This window comes from Pseudomonas sp. Pseu.R1, assembly GCF_045764065.1.
Lineage (GTDB): Bacteria > Pseudomonadota > Gammaproteobacteria > Pseudomonadales > Pseudomonadaceae > Aquipseudomonas.
In genome coordinates this window covers 2,087,516-2,102,715 of record NZ_JBJGEE020000001.1, presented here as the reverse complement: position 1 = coordinate 2,102,715, position 15,200 = coordinate 2,087,516, and the positions used below count along the sequence as shown (strand labels likewise).

The following is a 15,200-nucleotide window of genomic DNA, read 5'->3' as shown; positions in this document are numbered from 1 at the left end:
GAACTCTTAAGATATTTTGAAACACAATTTCAAAAATACACATTTGAGCGGGGCGCTGCTTCTTGAAAGGCCAGGTGTCGACGTTGACAGGGAAACCGTTGGTACCTTGTCCCGCGCGGATTGACCCAGCTGGTAGCTATCCCTTTTCAGCTATCGGATAATGCCGGTCAGTTTCGCTTTCGACGTTCAGTCAGTCGGCAAGGAGTCATCGATGGTCAAAACCCGTCCGCGCCCGGCGGTCAACGGTGTGGCATCCGCGGATCGTGTGCTTACCGTTCTCTCTGCATTCAGGGTGGGAGATACCGCTTTGAGTCTGGTCGAGTTGGTCGAGCGTACCGATCTGATCAAAAGCACCATCATGCGGCTTATGGTCTCGCTGGAAACCCACGGTTTCGTCAACCGTCTGGCGGACGGGCGCTACATGCTGGCCAGCGAAGTCATGCGGCTGAACGCTGTGTACCAGGATGCCCTGGACCTCGAGCGGCATGTCTTGCCCAGGCTGCACAAACTGACGGATGAAACGGGTGAGACGGCCTCGTTCTATGTGCGTCACGGCGCCTATCGGCTCTGTCAGTACCGGGTCAACTCACCGCACCGCCTGCGTCTTCACCTGCAACCCGGCGACATGCGGCCGATGGATGGTGCTGCGAGCGCGGAAGCCTTGCGTACGCCTTTCAGCCGCGCGAAGGAGGGGTTGGACCCGTTCTACTCCAGCGGCGCCACCGACCCCCACGCGGCATCGATGGCGCTGCCGATTTTCGGGCCGTCGCAGGAAGTGATCGGCGCGCTGGTCCTCTCAGGCCCGGCCACCCGCCTGACCAGCGACTACGCGAAATCCCTTCGCGAAGTATTCATCGAAGTGGCCGATGACCTGACTCGCAGTCTGGGGGGCAAGACCCTCAAGGACGACAAAGGCGCTCATCACGCCCCCGTCCTGGAAAACATCAACTGAAGCCGTAGAGGCTGACCGGGTTGTCCCGCAGGATGCGGGTCCGGTCACGCTCCGATGGCGCCCATTCGGTGAGCAGATCGAGAATGCCCGCATCGTCGGGCTTGTGGGTGGCGACTGTCGGGTGCGGCCAGTCGCTGCCCCACACCAGCCTTTCCGGGTTTATCTTGACCAGCGCTTGTGCGACCTGACCGACGTCGACGTAGCGGGGCGCCCCGGTTTTGGATCGAATGTACGGCCCAGACAATTTCACCCAAGTGCGTTGGTTGTCCAGTAGTCGGGTCAGTGCCGCGAACGCGGCCGAGGTCACGCCCTCAGGTTGAGGGACGTGGCCCATGTGATCGATGACCAGCCGAGAAGGCAGCTTCGCGAGGCGGTTTTCCAGATCGGTCAATTGCGTGCCAGGCGCAACGACCTGCACGTTCCAGCCCAGTGCGTTGACGCGCGCGGCCAGCGGTTCCAGATCGTCCAGGTTGGCGCCGCCATAGCTCAAGTTGAAGCGAATACCGCGCACCCCTGCCGCGTGGAGTTCTTCCAGTTCCTTGTCTGAAATCGAGCCCGCGACCACTGCAACGCCGCGAGCGTCGCCTTTTGCGTTGGCCAGACCATTGAGCATGACCCGGTTATCGGTTCCGTAGGTGGAGGGTGTGACGATGACCATGCGCTTGACGTGAAGGCGTTGCTGCACCTGACGATAATCATCCAGCGAGGCATTGGGGGGCAGCAATGTCGCCCCGGATGCTGCCGGATAATGATCATCGTACAGGTGCATGTGGCAATCCACGCTACCTGCCGGAGGCACCAGCTTCGAACTGTTCTCGCCGCTGGAATAGCGGAATCCTGCGAACGCATTGAGCGACATGAAAGCCCCCAGGCAAACGCCACCCTGAACGAACTGACGACGGTTAATGGTCATGCTGAAGTTCTCATTATTGTTGTAGATGTCGAGTAAAAAAGGTGCTCAAGTCTGGCTTGAACACCGTGATGCGTTGCCTCCCAGCCCAGAAGGCCTGAGATGTTCGAGCGCCGACCGACGCCGTCTTTCTGATGGTCGGCGACGTCAGGCCAACGGTTGCGATGGGCCTGTTTGCAGGCTCAACGTGCTTCGATCGAGCTGGGCTCTCCAACGGACGGGTGTTTGTGCTTGCGGCCCATCAGCAATACCGCAATACCCCCCGCAGCGCACAGGGCCGCCAGTGGCATCATTGCCAGTGCGTAGCTTCCGGTGGCGTCATGGATGGAGCCATAGACGTTGACCATCAGGCCGCCACCAATCAGGTTCGCCAAGGCACCGACCGCCGCCAGACCCGCTGCAGCCGTGCTGCTCGATAGCCACGTCGACACCAGTGCCCAAAACGGGCCTTTCATCGAGTAGGCACCGATCAGAACCATCGTGAGCAACATCACTGTGGCGGGCAGCGAGGAGGTCACCAGCGCGAGCAGCAGACCGGCGGCGATCAGCAGCAGCGTGAGCGAGGTGTGCCAGCGACGTTCGTTGGTGCGATCAGAGCTGCGTCCCCAGATGATCATGGCCACCGAAGCGATGCCGTATGGAATGGCGTTGGTGAAGCCGATTTCCAGGTTGGACAGGCCAAAGGTCTTGAGCAACTGAGGCGCCCAGACGCTCATCGTGCTGCCTGCGGCGGAGGCCCCGGAGTAAATGAGCGCCAGAACCCAGATGTCCTTGTGCCTGAGCAGCTTCCACAGCGAGATGTGACCGATGTTGGTTTTGCGCTGCTTCTCTTCATCGAGTCGGTTGACCAGCCAGGTGCGCTGCTCGTCACTGAGCCACTTTGCCTGTTCTGGACGGTCGGTAAGCACGAACAGGCACGCGACCCCGAGCAACACGGCAGGGATGCCTTCCAGGATGAACAACCAATGCCAGCCGCGCATCCCCATCCAGCCATCCAGTGTCAGAAGAAAGCCGGACAGAGGCGAGCCCAGGAAGTTGGCGCCGGGGATGGCCACCATGAAGATCGCGACCATGCGAGCCCGGTATGCCGACGGCAGCCAATAGGTCATGTACAACAGCACGCCCGGAAAGAAGCCAGCCTCTGCTGCGCCCAGCAGAAAACGCATGACATAGAGCGAGTTGGCACCCTGGACGAAAGCGGTACCTGCGGAGATGAGGCCCCAGGTGATCATGATGCGGGCGATCCAGATTCTTGCGCCGAATTTCTGCAGCGCGAGGTTGCTGGGCACTTCGATCAGAAAGTAGGAAACAAAAAACAGGCTGCTGGCGAATCCGAAAATGGCGGGCGTCAGGCCCAGGTCATGGTTCATTTGCAGGGACGCCATCCCGATGTTGCCTCGATCGATGATTGCGATCAGGTAGCAGACAATCAGAAACGGCAGCAGACGCCAGGCAACTCGATGCATCGTGGCGCGTTCGAGGTCGCTGACGGGGGCGGTGACAGGCTTTACGGCCATTGTGCTCTCCTGTGTTTATTTTTTTGGAGAAACGGTTCGGAACGGACGCATGCCGCTGCGCAGCGGCACTTATTCGATCGTGAGGTCAGTCATTGATCAAGTGGCGGTTAACGACGCACCTTGGGTCCATGGCTTCGCCTTCCCAGATCTTGATGACCTGTTGCAGGGCCAGCAGACCCACGCGGTCGCGGGCTTCGCTGGTGTTGGCGCCAACGTGGGGCGTCGCCACCAGGTTAGGGAGGGACCACAACTCGCTGTCCACAGGTGGCGGTTCAGGGTGGAATGTATCCAGGCCCGCACCTGCGATCTGCCCGTTGCGCAGCGCTTCGACCAGCGCCGGAGTGTCGATCAGCTCGCCGCGCGCGGTGTTGATCAGAATGCTGCCCGGGCGCATGCGCGCGAACTGGGCTGTGCTGAACAAGTTGCGATTCTGCTCGGTGAGCGGGCAGTGCAGGCTGATGATGTCGCTGCTCTCGATCAGTTTGTCGAAATCGTCTTCACGCTCGACATGTGAGCGATCAGGCAGGGCTTTCAGGAAGGGGTCGTAGACTTTGACCTTCATCTGCAAGGGAGCCACGAGGTCCATCAGAATCCCGCCAATCGAGCCCAGACCGATCAGGCCAAGGGTCTTGCCAAAGAGCTCGGTGCCGTTGGCCGTCGATTTGTCCCAGTGCCCCGCGCGCAGCCGGGCGTCCTGGTAGGCAGTCTGGCGTGCAACGCTGAACAACAAGGCGAAAGCGTGCTCTGCCACGGATTGTGCGTTGGCGCCCACCGCGATGGTGACCGGTATGCCTCGCTCTGCCGCCGCCTGAATATCGATGGAGTCGTAGCCCACGCCATGTTTGGCAACCACTTTGAGATTGGCTGAGGCCTCAATCATGGCTGCTGTCAGCTTGCCTTGGCGAACGATGATCGCATCCGGCTGCTCGTCACGAATGATGGCGGTCAGTGCTTCGGCGGGCATGTAGGGCGTGGTGGGAATGATCTGGATGCCCAGGCTGTCTGCGTGATTCATGGCATCGGCCGTCAGGGCCGGGCCTGTCAGCAAGATTTTGCGAGTCATGGATATCTACCTTGTTTTTATCGTGAATACCGACCCATGAGGTCGTCGTGTGCTCAGGATCACCCTAGCACAATGAAATGCCATTTCAATAATGAAATAAATTTGGCGATGAAGGGTATGGGTGGTTGAGATAAAAACTGTTGAATGCTGAAAATCGAAATGCGATTCTATTATTTCAGTCGGGTAGCTCCCGTCGGCACACCACAATTTCAAGAGAGAGATGCCATGTCCATCGGATTCCGAGTCCTGAATGCCTCCCGTAAAGTCAGCGCGGAGTGGATTTCGCGCTATCGCGAAGTCCCCGTCGCCAACGTGAGCGATTCCATGCACCGCATGACTGCCGCCGGTGCGCGTCTGCGGCCTATGCACCGTGGAGGCGTGCTGGCAGGCGCCGCACTGACAGTCAAGGCGCGGCCGGGTGACAATCTGATGCTGCATTACGCGATCGATATCGCCCAGCCTGGTGATGTGATCGTTGTCGACGCAGGCGGCGATCTGAGCAATGCGCTGATCGGCGAGATGATGGTTGCCTATGCCGTCAAGCGTGGCGTGGCCGGCATCGTTATCAACGGGGCCATCCGTGATGCCGGCAGTATTGGCGCCGGTGAATTCCCAGTGTTCGCGGCAGGCATTTCCCATCGCGGTCCTTACAAAGACGGGCCGGGTGAAATCAACGTGCCTATCGCTATCGATGGTATGGTCATCGAGCCGGGCGATCTGGTAATCGGCGATGATGATGGTCTGCTCTGCGTGCCGTATGATCACGTGGCTGAGGTGTACGAGCGCGCGACCGCCAAGCACCATGCGGAGCTCAAGCAGATGGACCAGATTGCCAAAGGCGAAAACGACCGCAGTTGGGTCATCGAAGCATTGAAAAAGAAAGGCTGTCAGTTGCCGGAGTAATCTGGCGCACGATGCACGACCCTGTGCGAGCCGCCTGCTTCCTATCCATAGCGGGCGGCCTGAGGCCCGCGACAGAGGCCTGAATGACGTCCCAGATTCCGTCCCGTAAACCTTGGCCGATGCCCGTTCGGGCGCTGGCTCACCGCGATTTCCAGGTTTATTTTTTCGGCCAGGCGGTTTCCACGCTTGGCAAATGGGTACAGCAGGTTGCGTTGACCTGGTTGGCCTATCACCTCACAGGGTCGGCCTCATTGCTGGGGTTGCTGACCTTTCTGTCGTTGGCCCCGCAACTGTGCATCGGTCCGCTCGCCGGCGCCTGGACCGATAAGCACGACAAGCGTCGGCTCCTGTTGATCGCACAGGCTTTGCTGGCTGCTCAGTCGTTGTTTCTGTCGGTGATGACCTGGCTGGGTGACATGAACAGCTATTGGCTGATCGCGATGGCGCTCATGCTGGGCGTGCTCAATGCGTTCGAAACGCCCCTTCGCCAGGCATTGATCGGCAGCTTCGTTGCCGATCCAGCGGACTTGCCCAATGCACTGGCGCTCAATGCCATGCTGATCAATGCAGCGCGGTTTGTTGGCCCCCCGTTGGCGGGAGCGCTCATCGCATACAGCGGCGAAGCGGTGTGCTTCCTGGTCACCGCCTGTGCATTTTCCTTATTGTTGTTTGCCTTGATGAAGGTCAAAGGGGCGCCCTCAGCCCGGGTGGCTGGCAAGACCGGGCAAATCTTTCGTGAGGGCCTTACCTACATGTGGGGCACCCTGGAAGTACGTCGGTTGTTGATGGGCGTGGTCGTGGTCAACCTGCTGTCATCCATCTATGCCGTGTTGCTGCCTGTGATCACTCGTGAGTCCTATCAAGGTGATGCCACCACGCTTGGCTGGTTGTGGGGCGCTGCCGGCGCCGGGGCGTTCGTGGCCTCGCTGGGTCTGGCGCTGGCCGGTTCATTGCCTCGACTGACCCGTTTTATCGTGGTTGCCGCCCTGTGCTGCGCGTGCGGACTGGCGAGCCTGGCATTGAACATACCGTTGGGCTGGGCCATGGTGTCTCTGGCGGTTTTGGGGTTTGGGATCACGGCCAGCAACGTCAGCAGCAACATGCTTCTGCAGAGCCAGGCACCCGCCGAATTGAGAGGTCGTGTGGTTGCGTTCTACCTCTCCATGCGCTTCGGTTTCGAAGCGATTGGTGGTCTGTTCGCGGGATTGGTGTCGGTCGTCTGGGGAGCCCCGGCGACGATGGGAGCCGCCGGGGTGTTGCTGCTGGGCTACGTGGTGTTCGATCACTTCTACTGGCGAGCGCGCTCGTCGGCGCCGACTAGCACTCGGTAGCAGGTTTTGAAACCGTCTCGGACTTAGCCCGCTGCCTGGCTGGGTCGCCAAGCCACAGCATCAGGCAGGTGCCTAGCATCAGAATCGAAGCCACGGCATAGAACGGCCCGGAGTAGGACTGCGTGGCATCCTTGATCAAGCCGATCATGAAGGGGCCAACGAACCCGCCTAGGTTACCGATCGAGACGATCAGTGCCAGACCGCCCGCCGCCGCACGCCCGGTCAGGAACGACGACGGGATCGCCCAGAACGTCGCCTGGAACGACAGAATGCTGGCAACCGCCAGGGCCAGACTGGCGATCTTCAATACCGGTTGCTCGATCAACGCAGCCGCGACCAGTGAGATCGCGGCTAACGCCAGCGCTCCCACCACATACGGCAGACGGTGCTTGCTGCCGTTAGCCAATCGAGCCCAGATCGTCATGGACACAGCGCCCAGCACATAAGGTAAGGCAGCGACCAGCCCGACCGTGCTGTTCTCCATGCCAAGGCTTTTGATGATCTGGGGCATCCAGATGCCGATGCCGATCGAACCGACGATGCAGCAGAAGTTGATGGCTGCCAGCACGAAGACCTTGGGGTTGGTCAGTGCGCCGCGCAAGGTGTTGCCATGGCTGGCGCTGATCGAGGCCTGTTCACTGCTCAGCTTGTTTTGCAGCCAGGTCTTCTCCCGCTCACTCAGCCAGCGCGCCTTGGCCGGGGTGTCCACCATGACGAACAGGCAGGCAATGCCCAGCAGTACAGCAGGGATCGCTTCGGCGACCAGCAAAAATTGCCAGTTCTTCAGGCCCAGAACCCCGTGCATGTCCAGCAGCCATCCCGAAAGCGGGGAACCGAAGATATTGGCGGTGGGGATGCCCAGCAGAAACGTTGCTGTGGCTTTCGCCCGCCATTTACCGGGAAACCAGTAAGTGAAATACAGGTACACCCCCGGCGTGAAGCCTGCCTCGGCAAGCCCCAGCAGGAAGCGCATGATGCTGAAGCTGACAGGGCCGGTGGCGAATGCCGTTCCGACCGAAATCAGCCCCCAGGTGATCATGATCCGTGCGATCCAGATGCGTGCGCCGAAGCGTTGCATCAGCAGGTTGCTGGGGATTTCGAAAATGAAGTATCCGAAGAAGAACAGGCCTGCCGCCCAACCGAACATCGTCGCGGTCAGGCCAAGGTCTTTGTTCATGCTGATGGCGGCAAAGCCGACATTGGTTCTGTCCAGATAGCTGATCACGTAACAGACAAAGATGAACGGAACGATGCGCAGCAGAACGCGGCGCAGCAGCTTTTCACCTTCAGCATCGGAGAGCGGGGCGTTCGTTTTGGTATCCGGAGTCATGGCGTCACTTCTTTTATCGTTGTTTTAGAAGACATGTGTGTGGTCTCGCAGCCGCTTAGCTATGTGAATACATCGGCAGGCCTTTCACCGGTGTTCGAACCTGCAAAATGGAACCCGTCTCCGATTCGGTGATGAACAGCGTGCGGCCGTCGGCCCCTCCGAAAGCGAGATTGGTGTTGCTGATACCTTCGCAGGAGACATAGCGCTGGGTAGGTTCGCCGACTCTGGAGAGTCGCCAGACCGAGCCAAACCCCGTATGAGCGATATACAGATTGCTTTCGTCATCCAGCGCCAGGCCATCCGGGCCTCCGAGCCCGCCATGCAACTGCGCGAAGACGCCGACCTTGCTGATGATTGAGCCGTTACCCAGCGGGATTCGCCAAATCTGCTGCGCACGGGTGACCGCAATCAGCAGATGGTTGAGTTTGGGGTCGAACACAATTCCGTTGGGGCTGGGAACGGTATTGATCAGGCACGTGAGCTGACCGGCGGCGTCCAGCTTGTAGACGCGCCCGGTTGGGTCCTGCAGACCGGTTTGCCCCTGATCGGTGAAGTACATGTCGCCTGCTGGCGAGAACACCAGATCGTTCACCCCTTTGAAACCTTCCGAGCCAGCCGACTCCAGAAACGGCTCGATCTTCCCGCTTTGCGGGTCAAGCAACATGATGCCGCGCTTGTAATCCGTGATGAAAATCCGGCCGTCCTGGTGAATCTTCAGGCCGTTGGGCCAACCGTCGTATTCACAGACCAGTGTCCAATCGCCAGAGGGAGAAATCCTGAAGATGCGACCGTACGGGATGTCCGTGACGTAAAGGTTGCCTTCCTTGTCGAAAGACGGACCCTCCAGAAATGAATCGATGACTTTTCCCTGGCGATTGGCATCGGCCCACGTCGTCCGTCGTGGATTGCGAAAATGCTCAGGCAAACGAGTGAAGACCGTTGTTTCGGTGATGGTTGGGGCGGGGAAGAAGCTCATGAGTGCTCCTGAAGCGATCCGACGGTACGGGTGCGGTATGTTATTAAAATAGAATTCGATTCCAAAAAATAAATCATTTCCACGAAGGGTGCGAGCGGTTTTACACGCTGATCGTCAGTTAACAGGCAGGACGGGGGGAAGGGCGATGTCGCAATTGCTGGATTTTTAGAATTTTATTTCAATAGATCGATAGGGTGAGTGGCAAAAAACGGTATTCATCCGCTGCAAAACGATCTGAATGCGTTGGCGCGCAAGCGCTGACGGCTCAGCCGGGCGCAGGAAGCACGTGCGAAGGCGGCGTTTCGAAATGGCGCGTGAAACATGGGCGACTCTCTTCGTTCGCGCTGCTAGTAGCGCTTACATCTTGGTAGCCACCGTTTCAACTCGCCAAATCCAGCGGCAGATCGCTAATGTCCTTCAGCCGCTTCCCGTCCACTATTGTCCACTTGCACGACACGCTGGCATGAAGCAGCGGCAGTCCCCCAGCTGCGGCTCGGAGGCTCGCGCGCGTGCTGACCGAATCATCCACCAGACACTCATGCCTATTGATGGACGCATCGCGTTCCAACGCACGTGCCACAACGATATCCGGAGTAATGGTGTAATCACTGCCCAACGCCGCGGCCAATTCACGATCCGCTTTCGCAGCGCGATCCAGTGCTACCAGATGCGCGTATTGCTCATACTTGGCGATTTCAAGACGACGGCGGCCAGATACCTGATGCACATCCCAATCACCGGGGCGCAGGTGGTTGAGTTTTAAAAAGGTGTCACGGATGAAGGCGGCGCAGAGGCTTTCAAATGAATGCTCGGACGCACATCCTGTGATAGGCACCCCAGTCGAGTTTGTCAGCATGCGCCCGAAGACCCCTTGAGCGATTGCAACACTTCGGCTGTGCGTGCGATCCGAATTACTGGGCATACCCTGGCTGTCGTACGTGAAGGCGGCGCTCAGCAGCGATGCATGAAACACTTGTCGCGGAAGTGAATCTTTCATTTCGAGCCCCAACAGGTGCTTTGCCCAGAGCGCCCGCAAAAGCGCCTTAGTGCTTGCAGCCATGACGATTCTGGCTTCGCGCTATCACACCCCAATGTGATCTGCGTGTGCCACTACTTGTGGCATGTCCCGTAACCGAATCCATGGCTCGCCCTGCCAGTGCAGCATGCTCACCGACAGCCCTGGCCATTGCAGGAAACTCAAGCACGGATGACAGGGCTCGGGTGGCACCCGCTCATCTCTCAGACACGGGACCACTTCATGAGTGATCCAGCGCCGCAATGCTCGGTTCTCGCCGTGATAGTGATGCACGAGAAGCGCGTACACCGCCGATTCACTCACCATTAGCTCATCTGCATCGCCGTGCTGACCTGCCAACGTCATTACTCGCCGTTGATCCGCATCAAGCTTGCGCGTCGTGCGTTCGTTCAGGGGCCAGCCCATAATACGGCCCATGTCCTTGGCGCAGAACCAAGCTTGGGATTCCAGGAGGAGAGTACGCAGCGGGCGGTTGTGACGGTGGAAGGTGGTGGGGTGCAAGGCTGGCGGCATGGGTCCGTATCTCTTCTGATCGCCTTCCGTGGCATGGGTGTCGGGAGCTAAGAAACCCCGAGCAGAGAACAGGGCCGGATTTATTCCCCTTGCGGGTCTTGTATTCGCCCACTCCCGACATAGCAGAGAGATTTTCTACGCGCAGGTAGAAGCCGTGGGCGTAAAAAAAGCCGCATCTATCGGGAGCGGACGGGCCGCTCTGCTCAGTTGTTTCTGCTGCGTTTCTTAGGCGCTGGGGCAGGGTAGGTGGCTGGGCCTGCCTCGGCAAGATTCGATGTTGTAGGAAAAATCTGAAAATCATCAGAGTTGGTTAGGTATTGCTACTTCAACGTTGCTGCTAGCATTTGGTGTTCCTGGTCTACGTCAGACGGAATGGAGTCATCGGGAGCGTTTAACGAGCCTGACGGCTGTGGATTACCGCTTGAGCCAGCGGACAGTTGCAAGGTATTGAATTGCGACTTCAGCGCTTTGACGCTAGGCCAGTCTGACGAGTTTTCAGGAGCGTAGAGGGCTTTATTCGCCCATTCCTCGTACTCGCTGCCGATCAGCGGTTCAGCCAATTTTACCGTTCGATTCTCAGGATCGATCCACAAAAGTCTCAGGTCGAAAAGGGTATGAATATCAGCGCGAAGCAATAAACCATTGCTGACGACGTTGGTTTCATCACCCAGGTAAGGGACGATGTGAGCCGCTTCTAACAGTGCCTCAATGGTGCATCCGGTGACGGCGCATCTGCCTTTGTAGGCTTTGAGCAGCGCGGCTCTGAACTTGCCTTGGCCTTTGCGACGAACTACCGATGCAATGACCTTCTTGCGAGCGTCGATGATGTTTTGAGGATCGAATTCACCTGACTCTGCCAGTTCCTCTTCGACGACAGAAGCGTTGAGGAGAGGACTGCTCTCATGGCGGAGAACAAATTTGGTTGGTCTCGAACCTGACTGGCTTTGATAGAGGAAACGCCCTTTGTAGGTAAAGCCATAGCCGGGATGCTGATTTTTCTTTGTCCTGTAGAAAAGCAGTACTTCTAGCCCGCGCTCGACGTGTTTCTCAAGAAGGTAATCGGTCCGTCCTTCGGTCTGTCCTTCCATCCGTAACTCATCGCCGATAAGTACGTCCTCGTACTGAGTTTTATCTGCTGTCTTGGTTTCTGTGACGAAGATCCATACGGAATCGAAAGCCGCGGGTTTGAAGATGCCGTTGTTGATATTGGCGTCGACGATCTGGAACTGGGTACTCAAATCCTTGCGGCTATACACGTGACCTTGGCTGAGCGAGCTAGACGTGTTGGTACCGGTCAGAACCTGTTGTGAGTCTTTCTTCGCCACGCTGTAGTCCTTTTCCGCAGAACATGTAGGAAAAGGAATGTTGCGTCACGCTGGTGCTACGTTACAACCTGTTTCAGGTCAATGTGATATCACTGGACGGTCAAGGTTTCAGGCCTCATACCTGATCGTCCCCACGCTCCGCGTGGGAACGCAGCCCCTGACGCTCCGCGTCAGCTCTACCTAACACCACCGCTGCACCTCAATAGGCCCCGGCTGCCCCTGATAATCTCTAGCACTCGAATACCTCCAGTGCTCCCCGAGATCGACATACCCTCGCTTTACAGGGTTGTGGTGAATGTAATCGAGCTTCTGCCGCATCACGCTTTCGCTGTAGACCAACTCCGCATGAACGCCTTCCTGCCAGACCTGATAAACGCGGTCGACCTTATGCGCGCATTTGGCGAAGCGCAGTCGTTTGAGCGTGCTTTCTGCGTACGCGGTCTTGAGGTGTTCGATGATGTGTCGGGCCGTGAAGGATTTGAAGCTGGCGACTGATTTTGCGAGGTCGGGAGATTGAGCGAGGTAATGCAGGTGGTTTTCCAAGACTACGTAACCGTAGAGCCTTAGGCTCTGATTTGTCTGTTGATATCGCCATGTGTTCAGGACTATATCCACGAGGGTGGGGCGGGTGAAGAGCGGGAGCCATTCGACGACGGTGCAGGTGAGAAAGTGGGGTTTGTCGATTTCGGTGATGGTATAGCGGCTGCGGGCCATGGCTCTTCCTGAATTTGACGCTGGACGTGGAGCGTTGAGGCTATTTCAAGGTTTTCAGATATAAGAGCGGTTTAGCGTTTCGAGGTGCTTCAGTGGGGCGACGCGGAGCGTCTAGGGATGCATTCCCACGCTCCGCGTGGGAATGCAGCTTCTGACGCTCTGCGTCCGCTCCTTCATCGCAAACGAAAAGGGCCGCCATCGCTGGCAGCCCCTTTCATTTCAAACCGCGAAAGCAGGACCCCACTTTCCAGATTTGCTCAGCATAAGGCCCATTGATTTTTAAAGCTTTTTTCTTGATGACTTGATATGCAATGTCAAAATTGGTGGGCTTTTGGAGTTAAGGCACCCAAATGACCTAACTTTTGGGAGCGCGTTGCAATACCTCGACACCATCGTCGTTAACACAAGGAACCCACGCGCTAGCACCCTTGGTTGTGTAATTGCATGGACTTGACCACCCATTTGCATTCGACCTGACCAGTAGTTTGTGTTGGATCTGCCTGCCGCACTGGGTGCGCCTTGACCGGCAGGAATCAACCCATAGCGGACAGTCGTCAATTCTGCCGCACCACCAGCTACATCGTTCCGATGACGAGCTCGGTTAATACGCACGTCAATAAACTATGAAGGGCGAATTTACACTCGATCTTTCCCGTCGATGAGGCCAGCGGCAGGGCGGTGCTGCCGGTTCAGCCCGGTAACCGCAGCCCTCATGAAGTGCAAAGTTTGGAGCAATCTAGTCGCAGTATCTGTAGCTGATCGTACGATCCTGATTTTCCAGCCGTGTAGGAAATTGTTGGGAGTATCGACTGCGTTTCGTCTTGGTTACATCTTGAAATAATTTAATTGACGCCAAACAAATGACTGAATAGGATCCAACCCCTTCTGATATCACTGTGCCATTGCAAGGACGCTCCGTGGGTTTTCCCGTTCATCGAGTCGCGCTGTTCTGCCTACTGACCACGCCACCCCTTGTCTCCGTCGCCGCGCCTACCCCAGGCGAACAGGACCTCATCCGCGATCGCCAAGAGCGTCTGCTGCAAGACCAGCAACGCCGCCTTGAAGAACTCAAGGATCTACCCGGCAAGCAAGCGACGCCAACGCAACCCATTAAGCCCGCGGATGCGCGCTGCTTCACGATCCAGACCATTGAACTCAAAGGCGCCGATTCTCTTTCCGAGTCTGAGCGCAAACGTTTGACCCAGCCGTACCTTGGTCAATGCCTTGGCGTCTCGCAGCTTAACGAGCTGCTCAAGGTCATCACCGACCTCTACATCGAGAAAGGCTTGGTGACCAGTCGCGCCTACCTGCCGCAACAGGATTTGTCCAAGGGCCACTTGCAAGTGCTGGTGATCGAAGGGCGGCTGGAAAAGCTCAAAAGCGATGCCGGTAGCGGCCTTACTGATCGTGAACTGGCCATGGCGTTCCCGGGGCGGGAAGGGCAGTTGGTCAACCTGCGCGAGATCGAGCAGATGGTCGACCAACTCAACCGCTTGCCGTCCAATCAGGCCCAGATGGAATTGACGCCGGGGCAGCAGGTCGGCGGCAGTGACGTGCTGGTCAAGAACACCCCACAGAAACCCTGGCGTGCCAGCCTGTCGCGCAACAACGACGGCCAGCGCAGCACCGGCGAGCAGCAGTGGAACACCGGCCTCGAGTGGGACAGTCCGTTGGGTCTGGCCGATCAGTTGAGTCTGCGCGGCGGCCACGACGCGATGACCGATTCGGCGCACACCTCTCACAACGCTTCGCTAGCCTACAACCTGCCTTGGGGCTGGTGGAACTTCAGTTACAGCTACAGCGAGAGCGATTTCCGCTCTCAGGTGCAGGCCAACGGTTTCAACTTCAAACAGAGCGGCGACAGCCAGACCCACCAGGTGCGCGCCGAGCGGGTCATCTACCGCGACGCCCTGAGCAAGACCTCGCTCAATGTCGGCCTCTCCAGCCTTCGCACCAACAACTACATCGAAGACAGCCGCCTGGCGCTGAGCAGCAACCGCATCACCGAGGTGCAATACGGCATCAACCACGGTCGGCGCATCGGTGGGGCGTTCCTCAACGTCGATCTGGGCATGCAGCAAGGCATCGGCGCCTTCGGTGCTCAGGACAACGGCCATCCCGGACCGGGCGAAGCCGACGCGCGCTACCGCAAATACACCGGCACCGTCAGCTATTTGCAGCCGTTCAAGCTGTGGGGCGAGAGCCTGACCTTCACCAGCCTGGCCACCGTGCAGCGCAGCGAAGACGTGCTGTTCAGCCCGCAGCGCATGAGCCTGGGCGGCTCGGCCTCGGTGCGTGGCTACAAAGACCAGTTTCTGTCCGGCGACAGCGGCGGCTATTGGCGCAACGAGCTGCGCCTGACCCGCCCGGTGACCTTGGAATGGTTGCGCCCGGTGTTCAGCGATTACGGCACTGCCATTGGTTACGACCAGGGCGTGATCCGCAACGACCGCTACAACGGTGACCAGCACGGGCGCCTTTCCAGCAATGCCTTCGAATTCTTCGCCCGCGGCCAGCACGTCGCCGCGAGTGCCACTTTTGCCCACTCTCTGGAACGTCCTGGCGGCGTGATCGAGCGCGAGTCGCCGATCTATTTTCGCCTCGACTTCTTCCTCTGACGTTTCGCCGGG

The 15,200-nt window shown here is 58.2% G+C and carries 13 protein-coding genes; 4 read left to right on the top strand and 9 right to left on the bottom strand.

The genetic code is table 11. The annotated features are described in order from the left end of the window. Positions 1 to 211 precede the first annotated feature (211 nt). On the top strand, positions 212 to 952 hold the full coding sequence (locus ACI5GA_RS09710) for an IclR family transcriptional regulator (protein WP_404636242.1): 741 nt from the start codon (positions 212 to 214) through the stop codon (positions 950 to 952). Here ACI5GA_RS09710 and ACI5GA_RS09705 read toward each other — a convergent pair. The 3 genes from ACI5GA_RS09705 to ACI5GA_RS09695 all read right to left on the bottom strand — a co-directional run bounded on the left by ACI5GA_RS09705 (position 945) and on the right by ACI5GA_RS09695 (position 4,442). Next, positions 945 to 1,865 (bottom strand): amidohydrolase family protein, encoded by a 921-nt coding sequence (locus ACI5GA_RS09705; protein ID WP_421422661.1) that lies wholly within the window; start codon positions 1,863 to 1,865, stop codon positions 945 to 947. The two genes, ACI5GA_RS09710 and ACI5GA_RS09705, sit on opposite strands and share 8 nt — an antisense overlap. A gap of 179 nt (positions 1,866 to 2,044) precedes the next feature. After that, on the bottom strand, positions 2,045 to 3,379 hold the full coding sequence (locus ACI5GA_RS09700; protein WP_421422660.1) for an MFS transporter: 1,335 nt from the start codon (positions 3,377 to 3,379) through the stop codon (positions 2,045 to 2,047). An 85-nt stretch (positions 3,380 to 3,464) separates the two neighbouring features. Next, complete coding sequence (locus ACI5GA_RS09695; RefSeq protein WP_404636245.1) at positions 3,465 to 4,442, bottom strand: hydroxyacid dehydrogenase; 978 nt, start codon at positions 4,440 to 4,442, stop codon at positions 3,465 to 3,467. A gap of 225 nt (positions 4,443 to 4,667) precedes the next feature. Between ACI5GA_RS09695 and ACI5GA_RS09690 the strand changes: the two genes are divergently transcribed. Together ACI5GA_RS09690 and ACI5GA_RS09685 are read left to right on the top strand one after the other, a co-directional pair. Then, positions 4,668 to 5,345: an RraA family protein gene (locus ACI5GA_RS09690; protein ID WP_404636269.1), complete on the top strand. Its 678-nt coding sequence runs from the start codon at positions 4,668 to 4,670 to the stop codon at positions 5,343 to 5,345. 83 nt (positions 5,346 to 5,428) lie between these two features. Then, positions 5,429 to 6,676 (top strand): MFS transporter, encoded by a 1,248-nt coding sequence (locus ACI5GA_RS09685; RefSeq protein WP_421422659.1) that lies wholly within the window; start codon positions 5,429 to 5,431, stop codon positions 6,674 to 6,676. Here ACI5GA_RS09685 and ACI5GA_RS09680 read toward each other — a convergent pair. The 6 genes from ACI5GA_RS09680 to ACI5GA_RS09655 all read right to left on the bottom strand — a co-directional run bounded on the left by ACI5GA_RS09680 (position 6,663) and on the right by ACI5GA_RS09655 (position 12,570). Then, positions 6,663 to 8,006, bottom strand: a complete 1,344-nt coding sequence (locus ACI5GA_RS09680; RefSeq protein ID WP_404636247.1) for an MFS transporter — start codon at positions 8,004 to 8,006, stop codon at positions 6,663 to 6,665. The genes ACI5GA_RS09685 and ACI5GA_RS09680 overlap by 14 nt on opposite strands. Before the next feature lie 55 nt (positions 8,007 to 8,061). Next, a complete protein-coding gene (locus tag ACI5GA_RS09675; RefSeq protein WP_404636248.1) occupies positions 8,062 to 8,982 on the bottom strand; it encodes an SMP-30/gluconolactonase/LRE family protein in 921 nt (306 codons plus the stop codon). A 379-nt stretch (positions 8,983 to 9,361) separates the two neighbouring features. Beyond that, complete coding sequence (locus ACI5GA_RS09670; RefSeq protein WP_421422658.1) at positions 9,362 to 10,042, bottom strand: NgoMIV family type II restriction endonuclease; 681 nt, start codon at positions 10,040 to 10,042, stop codon at positions 9,362 to 9,364. Positions 10,043 to 10,063: 21 nt separating this feature from the next. Beyond that, a complete protein-coding gene (locus tag ACI5GA_RS09665; RefSeq protein ID WP_421422657.1) occupies positions 10,064 to 10,531 on the bottom strand; it encodes a Bro-N domain-containing protein in 468 nt (155 codons plus the stop codon). A gap of 320 nt (positions 10,532 to 10,851) precedes the next feature. Next, positions 10,852 to 11,856 carry an HNH endonuclease gene (locus ACI5GA_RS09660; protein ID WP_421422656.1) on the bottom strand — a complete coding sequence of 335 codons (1,005 nt, stop codon included), beginning with the start codon at positions 11,854 to 11,856 and terminating at the stop codon, positions 10,852 to 10,854. Positions 11,857 to 12,036: 180 nt separating this feature from the next. After that, complete coding sequence (locus ACI5GA_RS09655) at positions 12,037 to 12,570, bottom strand: REP-associated tyrosine transposase (protein ID WP_421422655.1); 534 nt, start codon at positions 12,568 to 12,570, stop codon at positions 12,037 to 12,039. 944 nt (positions 12,571 to 13,514) lie between these two features. On the opposite strand from ACI5GA_RS09655, the gene ACI5GA_RS09650 reads away from it, so the two are divergent. Continuing rightward, a complete protein-coding gene (locus ACI5GA_RS09650; protein ID WP_421425463.1) occupies positions 13,515 to 15,188 on the top strand; it encodes a ShlB/FhaC/HecB family hemolysin secretion/activation protein in 1,674 nt (557 codons plus the stop codon). The last annotated feature ends 12 nt before the right edge of the window (positions 15,189 to 15,200 follow it).